The organism is uncultured Porticoccus sp., from assembly GCF_963975625.1.
Taxonomy (GTDB): domain Bacteria; phylum Pseudomonadota; class Gammaproteobacteria; order Pseudomonadales; family Porticoccaceae; genus Porticoccus.
In genome coordinates this window covers 56,826-73,570 of record NZ_CAXBHS010000004.1, presented here as the reverse complement: position 1 = coordinate 73,570, position 16,745 = coordinate 56,826, and the positions used below count along the sequence as shown (strand labels likewise).

Below are 16,745 nucleotides of genomic sequence, written 5' to 3'. Positions count from 1 at the left end.
TATACTCCCTTCAAACAAGAAACTCGGGCCGTTCTAGATTTTTCGCCAGATGGCCAATGTGTTAAAACCCAGTAGCCTGTTGACCTGATATACGCACAGCAGGTTTTTTGATGCAACGGCAACCGAAGTCGCAATAGCTGCACCGATCAGCCCATAATCGGGAATCAACAAGACCCCCAGGCCAACGCCCAGGACTGCACCGATAAAGACATTCCAACGCAGCTGGGGCTCGTGACCGGTCATACTCAATAAAGAACCCACAGAACCCACGGCAGTGCCAATAAACTGGCCAACCGCCAAAATCATCAAGGCAACGGCTCCCGATTGAAACTGCGGCCCAAACAGCCCCATAAGCCACTGGGGGAAAACCATCATAAAGATTGCTGATGGTACCGCCAGCAGCAAAATCAACCGTACTGACCACAAAGCAACTCGCTCCAGACCAGCCATATCACCCTGACTGTACAGGGCGGCAAATTTGGGTCCGGCGCTGGCATTGACAGCAAACAGGGCAAAACCAATCAACATGGCAGTCCGTTGGGCAACGGCAAACAGCGCCACATCCTCGACCGAACCCCAGACACCCATTAGCAGTTGGGATGACCACTGAATAACCTGCCCGAGAATTACAACACCCCACAAGGGCATACAACTGGCGTACAGCAGGTCACTGGGAAAGTCCGCCCCCTGTTCTGTACCGGGCACCGCCCTGTGCCAAAAAAACATCCCGATGACCAATGCCAGCGTACAGCCAATCAGGTAGATCCATGCTACCTCCTGCGCCCGGGTAACGGGAAAAATGAGCAGGCCAGCCAACATGGTCAAAGGCACAATACCGGTTAAAACCATCACACCGGCAATGATTTTTTTCATCCCCAACAGGGCAAAAACATGCAGGGTATATAGCCCCACTAAAGGCAAAGCCATAACCATAATCGGCAATACAGCACCAAACCCCGGCTGTTCGAAGACATAATTGACCAGCAACTGATTAGACACCAACAGTACCAGCATAAAAAGCAAACAGAGACCACCGCCCCACAAGAGTGCCTTGCGGTAGACCCCATGAAGTTTTACGGTATCCCCCGCCACGCGGGCACGGGCCACAAACCGCATGACACTGTTGTCCAGACCCATACGGCCCACAGAGGACAGCAGAACAACCAGCGTAAAGCCGAGAAAGAACAGCCCCGCCTCGGCAGGGCCAAGTTTGCGGGCAATCACGATATTCATCATGAAAGCGAGAATAGCTGTCAGCACCTTGACAAACAGGCCGAGCGAGCTGCCGAACAGCACCTCACGAAAGTGGGGGTTACTCTCAAACCATCGCTTCAGGTGATCAAGCTGATTTACCATGGGATACCTGAAGCAATGTGGGGAAGGATTTGTTGTGGACTCATTCTGCCAACACCGGCATCAGCGACTCAATGGCCAGCTCCCAATCACCGGTTGACTGGGGAAGGCAGGCCCGCAGTTTCGCATCATCGAGTACAGTATAAGCTGGGCGACTAGCCACACTGGAATATTCAGCGGCCGTCACGGGCAGGACTTCGGGCAGCCGCCATTCTGGTCTGAGTTTACCCAGACAAGCAAAGATAGCCTGGCTGAACTCAAACCAGCTACAGGCACGCCCGCCGGAATAATGGTAAATGCCGGAGGCAGCTTCCACCTCAGCCAACCTGATTATCGAGACAGCCAGATCACCCCCATAGGTGGGGGTCCCAGTCTGATCTATAATTACCTGTATGGTCTCGCGGCCATCTGCCAGTTTCAGCATCGATTTGAGGAAATTATTGCCGTACTCACTGAACAGCCAGGCTGCGCGAACAATAAAATAACGGTTTGCCCCGACGGCGTACTGCTCTCCCACCAGCTTGCTGGCGCCGTAGACATTCAGGGGGTTTACCGGGTCAGACTCGCGATACGGTCTGGTGGTTCTTCCATCAAATACATAATCCGTTGACACCTGCACCAGCAGAGCGCCAACTTTATTGGCCGCTTCAGCCAGATAGCCCACGGCCTCCGCATTAACCCGCCGAACAATCTCGGGTTCACTCTCAGCACGGTCAACGGCCGTATAGGCTGCGGCATTGACAATGACGTCGGGCCGAAATCCTACAACGGCAGCCTCTACAGCCTGCCGGTCGGTAATATCCAGCTGATTACGGTTCAAAGCCAGCCCATCGTGCGCCGTCATGCGGAGCCTGTCTTGCAAACAACGGCCTAGCTGCCCGTCTGCCCCGGTCACCAGAATTTTCATGACTGGCAATAGGCCGCAAAAGTGGGGGCACCGGCATCTTTGTCCGACAGCCTGATAGCCGATGCTTCGGGCCACTCAATCGCCAGCTCGGGATCATTCCAGAGAATGGCGCCCTCGTCATCCGGATCGTAGTAATCCGTACATTTATACTCAAAATCTGCCACGTCACTCAACACCAAAAAACCGTGGGCGAAGCCCGGTGGCATCCATAACTGGCGCTTGTTTTTTTCATTCAACAATAGGCCGTGCCACTTACCGAAACTGGGCGAGTCCCGACGCAAGTCTACTGCCACATCAAATACTTCGCCCCGCAAAACCCTCACCAATTTTCCTTGCGGCTTGTTGATCTGGAAGTGCAAGCCACGCAGGACACCTTTTTCAGATCTCGAGTGGTTATCCTGAACAAAGGGCAACGCAATACCCGCCAATTCTGCATAGCGCGCCACGTGAAAGGTTTCCAGAAAAAACCCACGGTCGTCGCCGAACACGCGCGGCTCGATAATCAAACAATCCTTGAGGGGCGATGCGATGACTTTCACTGATAACCCTCGGCTACCCGAACCAGATATTGCCCGTAATTAGTCTTTTGCAGCGTCTCACCCCGACGGCGAAGCTGGTCATTGTCAATCCAACCCTGCCGATATGCGATCTCCTCAAGACAGGCCACCTTGAGTCCCTGCCTCGCCTCAATTGTCTGGACGAAATGGCTAGCTTCCATCAACGAGTCGTGGGTGCCGGTGTCCAGCCAGGCGAAGCCCCGACCCAGCAAACTGACATGCAGCTTTCCGCGTTGCAGATACGCATTATTCACGTCTGTGATTTCCAGTTCACCGCGTTCTGACGGGGTTATTTTTCTGGCGATATCCACCACACTGTTGTCATAAAAATACAGACCTGTCACGGCATGGCTTGATTTGGGCTCTGACGGCTTTTCTTCAATGGAAACAGCCTTGCCATCGGGGTCAAACGAGACGACACCAAAACGCTGGGGATCGTTGACATGGTAACCAAAAATAGTCGCACCTTCCTCACGTTGAACGGCCTCGCGGAGCATGGCACTAAAGCCAAAACCGTGAAACACATTATCCCCAAGAATCAGGCAAACATAGCTGTCACCAATAAATTCTTCTCCGATCAGAAAGGCCTGGGCCAGACCGTCAGGCGAGGGCTGCTCCGCATAGCTGATCTCCAGCCCAAACGACTCGCCGTTGCCAAACAAACGCCGAAAGGCTGGCAAATCCTCCGGTGTTGAAATGATCAAAACCTCACGGATACCTGCCAGCATCAACACCGACAGCGGATAATAGATCATCGGCTTGTCATAGACCGGCAATAATTGCTTGGAGACCCCAAGGGTAATCGGATGCAACCGTGTACCCGAGCCACCCGCCAGAATAATGCCTTTATAATTGTTCATATCTTTTCCAAAACCAACATCACCATAGGTGACAAATTAGTTGGGTAGTTATTGCGATTTAACCGTGCCGGCACGATCAAGCTTATAGGCACCAGAGAGGGTGCGCTGCCACCACTCCGGATGATCGAGATACCATTGAACGGTCTTGCGCAGACCGCTCTCGAACGTTTCTGCGGGCACCCAGCCCAATTCTCGCTGAATTTTTGACGCGTCGATAGCATAACGCCGGTCATGGCCCGGCCGGTCATCCACATAGGTAATTAAATCCCCATAGGCATCAACCCCTTCAGGTCTATCGGGTGCCAGCTCCTCCAGCAGCTCACAGATTGCTTTCACAACCTCAATATTGCGTTGCTCGTTGTGACCGCCAATATTATAAGTTTCTCCTACCCTTCCTCGGTTTAAAACCTCAACCAGGGCACGGGCATGGTCTTCCACATAGAGCCAGTCCCGAACCTGTGAACCGTCACCATAGACGGGTAACGGCTTACCGGACAAGGCGTTGAGAATCACATGGGGAATCAGTTTTTCCGGGAAATGGTACGGCCCGTAATTATTGGAGCAGTTGGTCACCAGAATGGGCAAGCCGTAGGTGCGATGCCATGCCCGAACCAAATGGTCTGCACTAGCCTTGGATGCAGAATACGGTGAACTCGGGGAATAAGGTGTGATTTCGGTGAACAGGTCTTCCACCCCCTCAAGGTCGCCATACACCTCATCGGTGGAAATATGATGGAAACGGAAAGCCGCCCTCTTATCTTCCGGCAGCTCACCCCAATAACGGCGGGTGGCTTCCAGCAGACTATAAGTACCGACGATATTGGTCTGGATAAAATCTGCCGGGCCGTCGATGGAACGGTCGACGTGTGACTCAGCAGCCAAATGCATCACCGCCGTCGGTTTGAATTCGGCAAACAGCGCATCCAACGCCGCACCCTCGCAGATATCCACCTGATAAAAGTGGTAACGCAGTGAATCGGACACGGAAGCCAAAGACTCCAGATTGCCGGCATAGGTCAACTTGTCCACGTTGACCACAACACAGGAGGTTTGGGTCAACAGCTCGCGTATAACCGCTGAACCAATAAAGCCGGCACCGCCAGTGACGAGAATGCGAGAGGTCATAAAGTACTCATTCTATTTGTCAGGATACCAACTAGTCAGCAACTCATCGTACTCACGCAGCACCTGAGGCCAGGTAAAACGCTCGCGAAAGCGCCTACTGCTGGCCGATTTCATCCGTGATACGGCCACATCATTGGTCAATAATTGATCGAACAATACGGCACAAGCTGACTCATCTTTAAAATAGGCAGCATCAGGACCGGCGACCCATTTGTTGAATTGATTGTCATGAGCGATAACCGCACATCCCGCACCCAAAGCTTCGACCAATGAAGGGTTGGTACCACCAACACTGTGACCATGCAGGTAAAAGCGGCTAAAATATCTCAAGGCTTGCACTACAGCCGCCTCATAAATGGCCCCGGGAAACAGAACTTCACCACTCGCGGCATCCATTACCTGACGGTGATAGCGATTCTTCTCCGGGTCAAAATTACCGAGCACTACCAACCTGTGATTGCGGCGCCTATAACTAAAAGCCCGCACCATTTCCAGGAACGAGTTCTCCGGCTCCGGGCGGGCAATGATAATCGAGAACCCACCCGGCTCAAGGCCATAAGGAACCAGGGCGGCCACATCTGCTTCAAGCACTTCATCGCCGCCGTAGGAAATCATTGTAATTTTATCAGCGCCAACACGGGTGGCGAGGTGTTGTTTGATTTTCGGATGATCGGCAATCAGATGATTACCCACCCAACAGCCAATGCGCTCATTCAACCAGAACCATGCTCTGGCAAGCGGCCCCCACTTTTTTCGGCTCCACTCAATACCATCCATATTGATGATATTCACCTGCCCTTTCAAGCGTTGCAGGACATTAAACAATGCTGTGTTGTAGCCAAGCGTCAGAAACAATCCATCCTGATCCAGTGCGTGCCATACGGTCCTCAAATCAAACAGCACCGTGCTCAATGCCCCCTCGCGATTGATCGGAACATGAACCCGATTCACACCGTGCCAGACGGAACTGTAGTCAGGTCCACGGCCCAACTCCTGGCAGTACACAGTCACATCCCAGTCTTTTTTTACTAGATACTGACACAGACGATCTGCGAAGGTTTCAAAACCACCGTGCTTTGCAGGTACGCCTCGAATACCAAGAATAAATAATTTCTTCACTTACCTGACGCCCCGTTGGCATATAACACTATTTGAATACTGTTTAGCGGCCCTGTCAGCTCGTCTTCTCTAGGCTCTACATGGGTGATCAACAGCATGATCAAAGCTAACAAACTTGGCATGAGCTATGCGTTGCCCAACCCCCGACGTGAGGTGCCATAATAAGCTGCACCAAATAACTTATGCAGCTATCTGCCATGGGTCACCCTATATCGCTGATGTTAATAGACTGCAACCAGCTTGAACGATACAAGCCGTCACATGAAGCATTAATGTAAAATTCAAGCTGCTTAATTTTCTCGCCAAATTAGCACCACTGGTTGCACAGTTTGGATAAGATTTTCCATTTTATGCTGCCCTATTTAAAAACGCCACTTGGCTTGGAGCAAGCATTCGCCCTAAAATAACCACTCATACCTTAAAAAAGGCTTTCTGAGCCAGTTGTGTAGTTCGATACAGAGCCAGTGTTGTGTGTCTCACAATTTGTGCATGCCATAGAAAATGGCAAGGTTTATTCGCCTGAGCTGAAAAGAATTTCTTTTACAAGCAATGAATCACAGTGGAAGAGCTGGAAAGCCTGCCAGCTCCCACGCCCAGAAACGGCTCTGGTCAATATTTGCTCCAAATGCTAATGTGAACACTTGAACACTGTTGCAGCTAATCAGTCACTGACTAGCTTATGACTAACCGGCCCCACCCTGCCCATTAAACTATGAAAGTGACACGCACAGAAATTCCTGACGTAGCCATCATCGAGCCAGACGTTTTCAACGATGAGCGTGGCTTTTTCTTTGAGAGTTATAATCAACTAAAATTTGAACAAGCCATTGGCAGAAAAGTTAACTTTGTCCAAGACAACCATTCACTGTCAATAGAACAAGTACTCAGAGGACTTCATTATCAGATCCCACCAAATGCTCAAGCAAAACTTATCAGAGTGATCCGAGGTAAGATCTTTGATGTCGTAGTTGATATTCGTAAGGATTCACAAACATTTGGACATTGGGCTGGTGAGATTCTGTCTGCTAAGAATAAAAAGCAGTTATGGATACCAGAGGGGTTTGCACATGGTTTTCTGACTTTATCGAAGAGTGCTGAGATTATATACAAAACAACGGACTACTACTGCCCTCAATCTGAACGAGCCATTGCTTGGGATGATTTTAGGATCGGGATAGTTTGGCATGGGTTAAAAGAACCTGTGTTATCTACAAAAGATATAATGGCAAAAAAGTTAGACGAGCTGCTCGATAAGGATGATTTATTTTGAGTGAGCCTAGCAAGGCTAGACTACATTAATCTGAGTTTTTTAGTATCAGTTTAGTGAGTATCACTTGAGTTAAAGTTGAATCAGGTTGAAATAGATCAGTGTCAGAATTTATAGCAATACCTAAAAATGAAAGTTCTTCGACAAGTTTATATCAAAGGTTAAAAACTTCATATTTAGGTAAATTTTACTTAATTCATATTAAAAAACGCCCCCTTCTTAGGGCTGCCGTGTCTTTAGGGTGGAGGTGCTTCTACCCCATAATCCAACGTTTAATAGTCACGAAAAAAACTAGCTGGAAAATGCTGGAGAGTATCAATGAATACGCTTCAAGAGAAAGGCTGAGTGGCTACCAATTAATTGAGCCCTGCCAATTCGATATTTCCGTAAAACAAGTACTACCGGTAGACTTTGAATATATTAAAGGTAATACAGCTTCTCAACAACATTTCCCAGGCGTATTTATTTATCAGTTGAAACAGGCAAAAGTACGTGGAGGGAGTAACTTGGTTAGTGTTAGTGAAACAATTATTCACCATAATTTATCTGACTATACTACTGACTACACTTCAGAAGAGTTACACGCTCGGCTAATCATAAAGCCGCGAGCGAAAAAGGCAATGTGGCTGGAATTAGATGAGACACCTGCAATAATTCCAGAGGCCGCTGTATTTCTTGATGCTACATCTTATAATTATGCGCATTGGTTTACTGAGGTTTTGCCAAGAATAGTTGCTTTTTGTGATAATGATAGGTTTGCCAATATACCTCTGATTATCGATTCAGACTTGCACCAAAATCTAATGGCATCTCTCTTATATATTGTGCCAGATAGAAAAATTTATCTCTTACCTCTCGGCCGTGAATTGATTGTTACGAAGTTGTTTTATACAACGGCATGCGGTTATGTCCCTTTCCATCCCAGGAAAAAAAAGTTTCGTTATCATGGTGAGTTTTGTCCGACCGCACTTAATAAAGTGAAAAAAAAGTTTTCAGAAACTATAAAAAAATCTTTATCGCACACCCCCAAGAAAATCTATTTGAGGCGCAATTCTGGTTTACGGAATATTGTTAATTCGACTGACATTGAGCGCATATTAGTAAGTTATGGTTACACCATATTTGAGCCAGAGAAATTATCCTTCGAAGAACAATTTTTGCTTTTTAGCAATGCTGAGTCAATTATCTCAGCTTCCGGCGCAGCATTGGCTAATTGTATATTTTGCTCGCCGGGGACTGAAGTTACGGTTTTAATGTCAGATCATAGAGAGATGATCTATAACTACTGGAGCAACATGCTCTCTCCACTTGGACTAAATGTTAACTACATAATTGGCAATTCAATTAATTCGGATCTATTCAGCATACATTCTGATTTCAATATACAGATATCAGGTTTGAAAGAACATATTGAAACTCTTGGCCACAGAAACATAAAAACTCAACAAATTCACCCTACAGCGAATGTATCTCCTTTTGCCGATATCGGTGAAAATGTATTGATAGGGCCTAGTACAATAATCCATCCAAATGTTGTGATTGGTAAAAATAGCCGTGTTGAGGCATTTTGCGAGCTAGGTGTAGCAACACCATTGGGGGACAAGTCACCGTTAGTCATTGGCGAAGGCGCACTCATCAGATCACACTCTATTTTTTATGAGTCATCATCTATAGGCTCGGGCTTGGTGACTGGTCATAACGTTATAGTGCGTGAGAATACGGTTGCAGGTTGTAATTTCCAAATAGGCACAAATACTGAAATACAGGGTGACTGTAAAATCGGCAATTATGTACGTTTTCAGTCAAATGTGTTTGTCGGAAAGAAAACTACCATTAATGATTTTGCCTGGGTTCTACCTTATGTCATTTTTACAAACGACCCTACACCGCCAAGTGATACTCTGCTTGGTGCCTATGTCGAAGAGTTTGCATGTATTTGTGCTGGTTCTTTGATATTACCTGGTGTCAGAATCGGCAAGTCTTCGCTCGTTGCCGCAGCTGCATGTGTGACTAAAGATGTGCCAGCAGGAAAAGTGGTCGCAGGGAACCCAGCCAAAGTTTTGAAAGACACCACAGAGGTAAAGTTAAAGGATGGTTCGAACAAGCCTGCATATCCGTGGACTAGCCACTTCGAAAGAGGCTATCCGGATGATGTGACTAGTGAATGGAAAAAATAGTTGAATTGAAACATGATTAAAGATTGTAAGATTGTAGAGCTGCCAAAAATTGACGACCCAAGAGGGAGCCTCACATTTATTGAAGCGGAAAAACATATTCCTTTCTCGTTTCAAAGAGTCTATTACTTATACGATGTGCCTGGGGGAGCTGAAAGAGGTGGGCACGCTCATAGGGAACTTCACCAGTTGGTAATAGCCATGTCAGGCTCTTTCGATATTCACCTGGATGATGGAGTCGAAAAGAAAACGGTACATCTAAATCGCAGTTATTATGGCTTGTATATCCCGCCGATGATGTGGCGGGAAATAGATAATTTCTCATCCGGATCGGTATGTATGGTGCTTGCCTCTAATTATTATGATGAACTTGATTACTACCGTGACTATGATGAATTTGTACATGATGTTAAGAAGGCTCTAATCTGATGCAAGTGCCTTTTTTAGATCTGAATAAACAGAATCAGCAGATTCGTAAAGAACTGGATGCAGCGTATAAAAGGGTAATGGATTCAGGCTGGTTTGTGACGGGTAGTGAGCTCGAAGCATTTGAACAGGAATTCGCAACGTTCAGCAATGTTAAATTCTGTATCGGGGTCGGCAATGGACTGGATGCACTACAGCTGTTGTTAAGGGCCTATGAAGTAGGTCCGAATGATGAAGTCATTGTTCCATCGAACACCTTTATTGCGACTTGGTTAGCCGTTAGTCAGACTGGGGCAAAGCCCGTTCCGGTTGAACCGGACACTACTACTCACAATATCGATCCGTCCTTGATTGAGTCCGCCATAACAAGCCGAACTCGAGCCATTATGCCAGTTCACCTATACGGCCAACCAGCTGATATGGATCCGATCAATAAAATTGCAGAGAAATATGGATTGATAATTATTGAAGATGCAGCGCAGGCACAGGGGGCAATGTATAAAGGGCAGCCTGCTGGTTCACTCGGCCATGCTGCAGGCACCAGTTTTTATCCCGGTAAGAATTTGGGTGCATATGGAGATGGCGGCGCAGTATTAACCAACGATGCCATTGTTGCCGAGAAAGTCCGAAAACTTCGCAATTACGGTTCAAAAATAAAATATCAACATGATATAGCTGGTTTTAACTGCCGACTTGACGAAATGCAGGCCGCTTTTCTCAGAGTGAAGTTGGCTGTGTTGGGGCAATGGAATAATCGGCGTAAAGTGGTTGCAAACAGATACACAGAGATACTGGTTGACCAAACTAAAATCGTGCTCCCTCGGTTAAAAGACGGATGTGATTCTGTTTGGCATTTATATGTTATCCGAACAAAACAACGTGATGCACTTAAAGAACATCTTGCCAAGCTTGGCATTGACACAGTAATTCATTATCCAATACCACCACACTTACAAGCATGCTATCAAGAACAATATACTGGAAGTCTGCCTATCGCCGAACAGCTTGCCAGTGAGGTCTTAAGCCTTCCAATGTCACCTATGCTATCAGACAAAGAAGTAGACTATGTCGCATCATCTGTTCGAGAATTTATTGAACATAGTTAACACTTCGAGATAAGCAGAATAATATCGAAATACTTATGAAAAAGTTTTTTGTTATGACCCGAGGACGAACAGGATCAACAGCGATTGTTGATGTGTTAAATAAATCAAATAATGTCTGTGCAGCTCAAGAGCTTTTCTTGAAATTTGAGTTTGAGAAAAAAGATTATAAAAAGTACCTCATTCCGCCGTACGAACTGTGGAAAAATACAGGCAATGTTTACTCAGTATTATTGAGGAAAATATCTAATGAGGCAGTCAATATAGAAAAGTATTTGAATCATGCTGAAAAAATTATGGCAGAAAATAGCGTAAATGCATTCTGCTTTAAATTATTAAGCCATAACTTTGATGAAATACCTGCACTCAAAAAGCAGTTGCTTAAAAGCAGTTTTAAGACTGTTTATCTGACACGTAACGTTCCTCGCCAAGTCATTTCAGGAATGGTGGCGAAATTACGTGGTATTTACAATATGCATGAACGTGAAGGCTACAGTGATAACGCGAGCTATGTTATCGATGTTGATGAGTTTAAATCACTTGTGAAGTGGGAGACGAAAGCTGTAGCTAACGATATCGCTATGCTTGAATCATCAGGTTTTGAATTTATTCAGGTCCGTTATGAAGACTTTGTTCATAACCCCGATGCTTTTTTTGCGAATATTTTTAGTTTCATTAACATACCACAAGAAATACTTCCAGACAGTTCATTTTCTATCATGATTAAAGATTTAAGCAAGGTCGTAAAAAATTATGATGAAGTTTATAGCTGCGTTGATAAGCTTGGTCTTGAGTTACTATGAGCATGAGTAAGGGGGCAAATTAAGTACATGAATGTCCCAAAGATATTAATCGTAGGGTCACCTAGGAGTGGTACGACCCTCATAAATGGCATTGTTTGCAATAATATCAACACTTATCCTCAGCTTCCTGAGTGTACATACATAACACAACTTATCCGACATTGTAACGACTTCATTCTCTACTCAGATGTTCCCAGGTTCAAAGCTTACGGCAAAGACCGAGAGCAATTAGTAGCGAATTATAAATTACTAACTGATTCGCTTATTCAAAATGCATTAGCGAGTTTTGATTATGTGCGGAATAAACAACTTGTAATGAAAGACCCTGAACTCACGCTTCTGATTGATCACATTCCAGAGTTTTTTGGTGATGAATCAAAAATAATTGGCGTGATAAGAGATCCGAGGGCAGTATTTGCTTCATTTCGGAAAGTTCAGCTTAAAAAAAAAGCTGCAGTATTTAAGCATTTTCGTAAAAACATGGATTTGAAATCTTTTATGAAGTTTTTAGACTCCACTATTGAATTAAACCTCTTACTAGATCTTATATTCAATTACTACTGGAGACTTCATGACTCAGATTTATATAAGAATGGAAGAGTACATATAGTCACTTATGAAAACATACTAAGTGGAGATAACAAGGAGTTTGAAAGTCTAGAAAATTATTTAGGATTTGAATTAAATAAGAAAGGCTTTGGTGAATTGCCATTTGGCTTTGATGAGACAGATCCAACTTTTAGCAAAAACTATGGAAAGACAATTTCTAATCCTGAAACAAATTTTAGAGATAGTCTGTCAAGTAAGTCCATTCGGAAAGTTGAAAATGTTTTCAGTGGTTTAAATGAGATTTACCAGTGGTGGTAATGTTAGCAGCTTAGATGATGTTTTCTAGATTCACCAAGGTACATTCATATGACTATGTAATTTTTATTGTCTAGTCTATTGCTCCAAAAATCAGTTATTGAAATTTGAGAATAGTTCAAAAATGAAAAAGTTTTTTATGATGACCAGGGGGCGGACTGGTTCGACTGCAGTTATTGACTCTTTAAATAAGACTCGTTCAATAACTACTGCCCAAGAGTTGTTTATAAAATATAAAGTTAACAAAAAAAGTAGTCATGCAATTAAGCAAAGTGAGCGAATTATTTCCAGGTATGATATCTGGCGTCAACAAAATGCAGGACTGCTCTCGATTATTAGTGAGAAACTACTGAGAAGCGACGCATTGATAATTCAGTATCTCGACGAGGTTGAAAGTAGTGTCAAAAAATCAGGTGTGGATGCATTTGGCTTTAAAGTGATCAGCCATCATTTCAAGCAAAGACCTGGCCTCAAAGAAAATTTGGTGAAAAGAGGGTACTCAGTTGTTTACTTGACTCGAAATATTCCCCGGCAAGTGATTTCCGGCATAGTTGCAAAAAAAAGGGGTAAATATAACGCTCATGAAAAAGAAAACTACCAGAATGATTCGAGTTTCTTAATTGATATTGATAACTTTAGGTCATTGATTGAGCTAGAGCAGAAATCCCAGCAAGAAGATCTGACTCTTCTTCAAGCCATGGGTATAGATTACACAGTAATCAGGTATGAAGATTTTGTCTCGAATCCAGATCAGTTGTTTTCGGATATAATGTCTTTTTTAAACCTTCCATCAGAAAAAGCACCGAAGAGTTCTTATTCAATCATGATTGAGAATTTGAATAATACTATCGAGAACTATGAGCAAGTCCGTGAATGTACCAAACAGCTCGGAATGTCCCTTGACTGAAATATTTTGGAGTCAAAAGTTTGGCTATAAATAATAGTGCTATTCAAAATATTACAAGTTACATAGCCGCGGAAAAAATCAATAAGGCGTTACGAAAAATACAATGGTCAGTTCTAAAAATTATATCTGACGATCACTATACAGCTGCGATTTATGATTCCCCAGAACTCGATCTGCTATGCGAGAAAATCGGAAAATATGTGGCAAAAAAAATCCAAGATTCTGATTCTCCTAGCCACAACAAGACTACTCAGCATTCTGTGGTTATAGTTTGTAGCCGACTTCAAGTTTCTGGCGGCCATACTAGAGTAATTGAAGATTTTATAAGACACCTTCCCAATAATGATCTACTGGTATTAGTCACCGAAGTTCCGGCCAGGTCGGATAGAGAACATGCTGGTAGGAGACTGACCGAACTGGGTGCCATGGTTGAATGGTGTGGAAGGGGTAATTTAGAGAAACGGCTTTACTGGCTGGGCAGGAGGTTATTATCAGCCAATCCAAAGGATATATTCCTTTTCAATCATCATGAAGACAGTGTCGCTGTCGCTGCAATGCAGGTTGCTAAACAAGCAAAAGTACATTTTTATCACCATGGAGATCATCATTTATCGCTTGGTGTTCATCTTACTGGAGCTGAGCACATTGATATTCATGCATTCGGATATGAAAACTGCAGAAATAAACTAGGTATCGTCAGAAATACTTACTTTCCCTTAGTCACCGAAGATAGGGGCGCACGACCTGACTCTATCGGGTTTCTGGCCGGTGATCACTTAGTTACTTGCACTGCAGCAGGTAAAAACAAAGTGGAAATTAAACATGCCGATATCTCATATATAGATTTTATTCCCAAGTTATTGTCTTCGTCCAAGGGACGACATATCCATATCGGGAAACTGAGTTGGTTCGCACGCTGTCGTATACGACGATCCATTCAACGATTGGGGCTGAAGCAAAGTGCGTTTGTTTATATTCCCTGGGTTCAAAGTGTCTGGGATACCTTGCATGAGCAAAAAGTAGACATCTATATAAGCTCATTTCCTATTACTGGTGGCAGAACCTTAATAGAGGCGATGGGATCCGGGACACCTGTTGTTCTGTACAATAACCCAAAATCGCGTTTGCTGAGTGGAATTGATTTGGTTTATCCAGCTGCATTTATATGGAGCACGGAGAGCAATTTGCTCGATTACCTGCAAAGCCTGACAGCTGTAAAACTGCTTACTGAAAGTAAGCTCGCCAGAGGTCATTTTCTAAGGCACTACCGTGATGAGTTGCTGGAGGAAGCATTGACTCCACAAGCTTACCACGCCCCACCCCCTCTCAATCCCTTTAAAACCAGCATACCTGAATTGCCAGATAGTTCGCTATTTTTAAATAAGAACGCTCACAGAAGAACGTCTTTCAGGGCGAGTATTTATTTTAGGCTAAAATATTTACGCTCAATTATCCTGAACAACTTTATGAGTTAAGTGACGAGCATTTAATGTTTGGGAAAGTAATTTTTGATTTCCCATAATATTGTTAATTTCATCAATTAATTTTAATCCTTTGTTAAATCGAAAGTTGAGTAATTCTCGCTCGAGTGCATATGTAAGTGCAGCGAGCTGGTATAAGTCTGCAGGATAAGATTTAAGTTCAGGTCGATGCATACTTGCTTGCTTGATCGAATCTTCAATTAACTCAAGCTTATCGTGGCTAACTGGCCAATTAGCTCCGACTGGCTCTAACTCCCATTTCCCCCAATGGATCACCATGGGGGCAGCTTCCTGCGATCTGATCGCTAGCATCTGATTGAACTGTGGGTTTATAAACCATAAAGGTAAGCTTTTTAATATCGCAGATAAGTTATCAAATTCATCAATAAATTGGGCTATACAAAGTTGTTCTTTTCTTGATGATGCTAATTTTAGATACTTGATATGAGTGATTCCAAAGCGGTCAGCAAGGGTCTTTTTAGAACGGGAATATTGCCGTCTAAGTGCATCACTGGGTGTTAACCTCAATAACAGTTCAAGAGTTTCTACCTCCCGTGCCCAAGGCTCAGGCTGATTTAATGGTGGCATATCAGTCAAGTCATAAACATGGCACCTGATGCCAGCAATGCTATCCATTAAAAGCAATGGTGGCGATATCAACTGTCGCGAAGAAATATCTTGTAATAAAGCTTCCTCGTGGGTTGCTTGAGGAAGGGCTGCCTTGTCGAAAACTTTAATTAGGAGGTTTTTTTCTCCTTTATTCAAGTCGACCTCAAAAAAAGCAAGGTTTCTTATACCAGTATCTAGCCAAGATACTGATATTTCTTTGACATCAAAACCTAAACATTCTTTAAATAAGATGCTAACCCATTGATATTGTTTTTCGTCAATAAGTTTCCATAACGTAGAGTCAGTATCTGAAGTGCCCGGTTCAAGGACATGATGATGAAAAAAAAGAGCGGTGATTTTGTCGTGATTTTTAGTCAGTGCATAGATATGTCTAACCACAGATCCCAGATTGGCTATTATTTGTCTGGAAAGAATAAAGCTGACAAATGCAATCAAAAAGTTGGGGGGTGAAAGATAGAGAAAATCTATCACTATAAAAATGAATACAATAAAAAAACTCGCACCTACAGAACTATTAATCTTAAATGCGATTTGCAAGTGACTGAGCTTATTGAAGGAATATTCTGAATTACCAAAAAATGCATGGAAGTTGAGCAGCAGTACGGTACAGACCAGAATAACGATTGCAATTTCAGGGTAAAACCAGAATAAAACTGTAAGTGAGATAACACTAAAAAGTAGACAGGAAAGTAACCCTGAAAACTGTTGGTAAGCATTTTTAGCTAGTTCTTTCTGGTTATCAAACAATAGAACTTTATTGGAGCTATCTAATAATTCCTGCGCTCCTTTTATGCTACTTTTTTCAGCTACTTTAGTAGCCGCGATTTGCAGGAAATAAAAGAATAGTGTCAGAACGCAGAGCACCAGAACTAACAGTTCCAGACCCATGCCCTGGATTGGGCTGGGTAAAAAGTCTGGCAGGCGCTGAGTACTAATCAGCATCAATATCTTTAGTGGGAGCAGAAATGTGGTCAGGAGTGATAGCTGTGCAACCAGCGAAGCAACTACGGAGATTATCGTTGCTGATGGTGTAACACGGGTTATTTCACCTCCAAGAGAAACAAGCCACTTGGTGATATAAGAAAATGTGTTTTGCATATTAGAAGCTGTGGCCGATTAAGTATGGAGTATCTTGAGAAAAACTAATGTGTCTGAAAAAGTTTTTCTAT

Annotated in this window: 15 protein-coding genes; 8 read left to right on the top strand and 7 right to left on the bottom strand. The window is 44.0% G+C overall.

The window, feature by feature from the left end; translation table 11 throughout:
* Positions 1 to 33: 33 nt before the first annotated feature.
* The 6 genes from AACZ64_RS05225 to AACZ64_RS05200 are packed head-to-tail and all read right to left on the bottom strand — an operon-like array spanning position 34 to position 5,921.
* Positions 34 to 1,356, bottom strand: coding sequence for a polysaccharide biosynthesis C-terminal domain-containing protein (locus AACZ64_RS05225; RefSeq protein WP_293614158.1), 1,323 nt, complete (start codon positions 1,354 to 1,356; stop codon positions 34 to 36).
* A 40-nt stretch (positions 1,357 to 1,396) separates the two neighbouring features.
* Positions 1,397 to 2,260: a dTDP-4-dehydrorhamnose reductase gene (rfbD, locus tag AACZ64_RS05220; protein WP_339639750.1), complete on the bottom strand. Its 864-nt coding sequence runs from the start codon at positions 2,258 to 2,260 to the stop codon at positions 1,397 to 1,399.
* Positions 2,257 to 2,799 carry a dTDP-4-dehydrorhamnose 3,5-epimerase gene (gene rfbC / locus AACZ64_RS05215; protein ID WP_272993493.1) on the bottom strand — a complete coding sequence of 181 codons (543 nt, stop codon included), beginning with the start codon at positions 2,797 to 2,799 and terminating at the stop codon, positions 2,257 to 2,259. Before rfbC (AACZ64_RS05215) ends, rfbD begins: the two co-directional genes overlap by 4 nt.
* Positions 2,796 to 3,677, bottom strand: coding sequence for a glucose-1-phosphate thymidylyltransferase RfbA (gene rfbA, locus AACZ64_RS05210; RefSeq protein ID WP_272993496.1), 882 nt, complete (start codon positions 3,675 to 3,677; stop codon positions 2,796 to 2,798). The genes rfbC (AACZ64_RS05215) and rfbA overlap by 4 nt, the downstream gene beginning before the upstream one ends.
* A 48-nt stretch (positions 3,678 to 3,725) precedes the next feature.
* Complete coding sequence (gene rfbB / locus AACZ64_RS05205; RefSeq protein WP_272993499.1) at positions 3,726 to 4,802, bottom strand: dTDP-glucose 4,6-dehydratase; 1,077 nt, start codon at positions 4,800 to 4,802, stop codon at positions 3,726 to 3,728.
* A 12-nt stretch (positions 4,803 to 4,814) separates the two neighbouring features.
* Entirely contained in the window at positions 4,815 to 5,921 is a 1,107-nt protein-coding gene (locus tag AACZ64_RS05200) for a DUF1972 domain-containing protein (RefSeq protein ID WP_272993502.1), read from the bottom strand.
* A gap of 712 nt (positions 5,922 to 6,633) precedes the next feature.
* Here AACZ64_RS05200 and rfbC (AACZ64_RS05195) point away from each other — a divergent pair.
* The 8 genes from rfbC (AACZ64_RS05195) (at position 6,634) to AACZ64_RS05160 (ending at position 14,940) form a co-directional block, all read left to right on the top strand.
* On the top strand, positions 6,634 to 7,191 hold the full coding sequence (gene rfbC / locus AACZ64_RS05195) for a dTDP-4-dehydrorhamnose 3,5-epimerase (RefSeq protein ID WP_272993505.1): 558 nt from the start codon (positions 6,634 to 6,636) through the stop codon (positions 7,189 to 7,191).
* Between the two features lie 98 nt (positions 7,192 to 7,289).
* Positions 7,290 to 9,365 (top strand): glycosyltransferase 61 family protein, encoded by a 2,076-nt coding sequence (locus AACZ64_RS05190; RefSeq protein WP_272993508.1) that lies wholly within the window; start codon positions 7,290 to 7,292, stop codon positions 9,363 to 9,365.
* A 12-nt stretch (positions 9,366 to 9,377) separates the two neighbouring features.
* Positions 9,378 to 9,791 (top strand): FdtA/QdtA family cupin domain-containing protein, encoded by a 414-nt coding sequence (locus AACZ64_RS05185; protein ID WP_272993511.1) that lies wholly within the window; start codon positions 9,378 to 9,380, stop codon positions 9,789 to 9,791.
* Complete coding sequence (locus tag AACZ64_RS05180) at positions 9,791 to 10,894, top strand: DegT/DnrJ/EryC1/StrS family aminotransferase (RefSeq protein WP_272993514.1); 1,104 nt, start codon at positions 9,791 to 9,793, stop codon at positions 10,892 to 10,894. The genes AACZ64_RS05185 and AACZ64_RS05180 overlap by 1 nt, the downstream gene beginning before the upstream one ends.
* Before the next feature lie 35 nt (positions 10,895 to 10,929).
* Positions 10,930 to 11,694, top strand: a complete 765-nt coding sequence (locus tag AACZ64_RS05175; RefSeq protein ID WP_272993517.1) for a sulfotransferase — start codon at positions 10,930 to 10,932, stop codon at positions 11,692 to 11,694.
* 27 nt (positions 11,695 to 11,721) lie between these two features.
* Positions 11,722 to 12,561, top strand: coding sequence for a sulfotransferase (locus tag AACZ64_RS05170; RefSeq protein WP_293614159.1), 840 nt, complete (start codon positions 11,722 to 11,724; stop codon positions 12,559 to 12,561).
* A 121-nt stretch (positions 12,562 to 12,682) separates the two neighbouring features.
* Positions 12,683 to 13,465, top strand: coding sequence for a sulfotransferase domain-containing protein (locus AACZ64_RS05165; protein WP_272992066.1), 783 nt, complete (start codon positions 12,683 to 12,685; stop codon positions 13,463 to 13,465).
* A gap of 20 nt (positions 13,466 to 13,485) precedes the next feature.
* Entirely contained in the window at positions 13,486 to 14,940 is a 1,455-nt protein-coding gene (locus AACZ64_RS05160; RefSeq protein ID WP_272992068.1) for a hypothetical protein, read from the top strand.
* Here AACZ64_RS05160 and AACZ64_RS05155 read toward each other — a convergent pair.
* Positions 14,911 to 16,674, bottom strand: coding sequence for a hypothetical protein (locus AACZ64_RS05155; RefSeq protein WP_272992070.1), 1,764 nt, complete (start codon positions 16,672 to 16,674; stop codon positions 14,911 to 14,913). The two genes, AACZ64_RS05160 and AACZ64_RS05155, sit on opposite strands and share 30 nt — an antisense overlap.
* Between the last annotated feature and the right edge of the window lie 71 nt (positions 16,675 to 16,745).

What these genes read in the sequence shown, in the direction of transcription:
- rfbC (WP_272993505.1), top strand. Translation starts at nt 6,634, where the DNA reads ATGAAAGTGACACGCACAGAAATTCCTGACGTAGCCATCATCGAGCCA.
- rfbB (WP_272993499.1), bottom strand. Translation starts at nt 4,802, where the DNA reads ATGACCTCTCGCATTCTCGTCACTGGCGGTGCCGGCTTTATTGGTTCA.
- AACZ64_RS05225 (WP_293614158.1), bottom strand. Translation starts at nt 1,356, where the DNA reads ATGGTAAATCAGCTTGATCACCTGAAGCGATGGTTTGAGAGTAACCCC.
- rfbD (WP_339639750.1), bottom strand. Translation starts at nt 2,260, where the DNA reads ATGAAAATTCTGGTGACCGGGGCAGACGGGCAGCTAGGCCGTTGTTTG.
- AACZ64_RS05170 (WP_293614159.1), top strand. Translation starts at nt 11,722, where the DNA reads ATGAATGTCCCAAAGATATTAATCGTAGGGTCACCTAGGAGTGGTACG.
- AACZ64_RS05165 (WP_272992066.1), top strand. Translation starts at nt 12,683, where the DNA reads ATGAAAAAGTTTTTTATGATGACCAGGGGGCGGACTGGTTCGACTGCA.
- rfbA (WP_272993496.1), bottom strand. Translation starts at nt 3,677, where the DNA reads ATGAACAATTATAAAGGCATTATTCTGGCGGGTGGCTCGGGTACACGG.
- AACZ64_RS05185 (WP_272993511.1), top strand. Translation starts at nt 9,378, where the DNA reads ATGATTAAAGATTGTAAGATTGTAGAGCTGCCAAAAATTGACGACCCA.
- AACZ64_RS05175 (WP_272993517.1), top strand. Translation starts at nt 10,930, where the DNA reads ATGAAAAAGTTTTTTGTTATGACCCGAGGACGAACAGGATCAACAGCG.
- AACZ64_RS05180 (WP_272993514.1), top strand. Translation starts at nt 9,791, where the DNA reads ATGCAAGTGCCTTTTTTAGATCTGAATAAACAGAATCAGCAGATTCGT.
- AACZ64_RS05155 (WP_272992070.1), bottom strand. Translation starts at nt 16,674, where the DNA reads ATGCAAAACACATTTTCTTATATCACCAAGTGGCTTGTTTCTCTTGGA.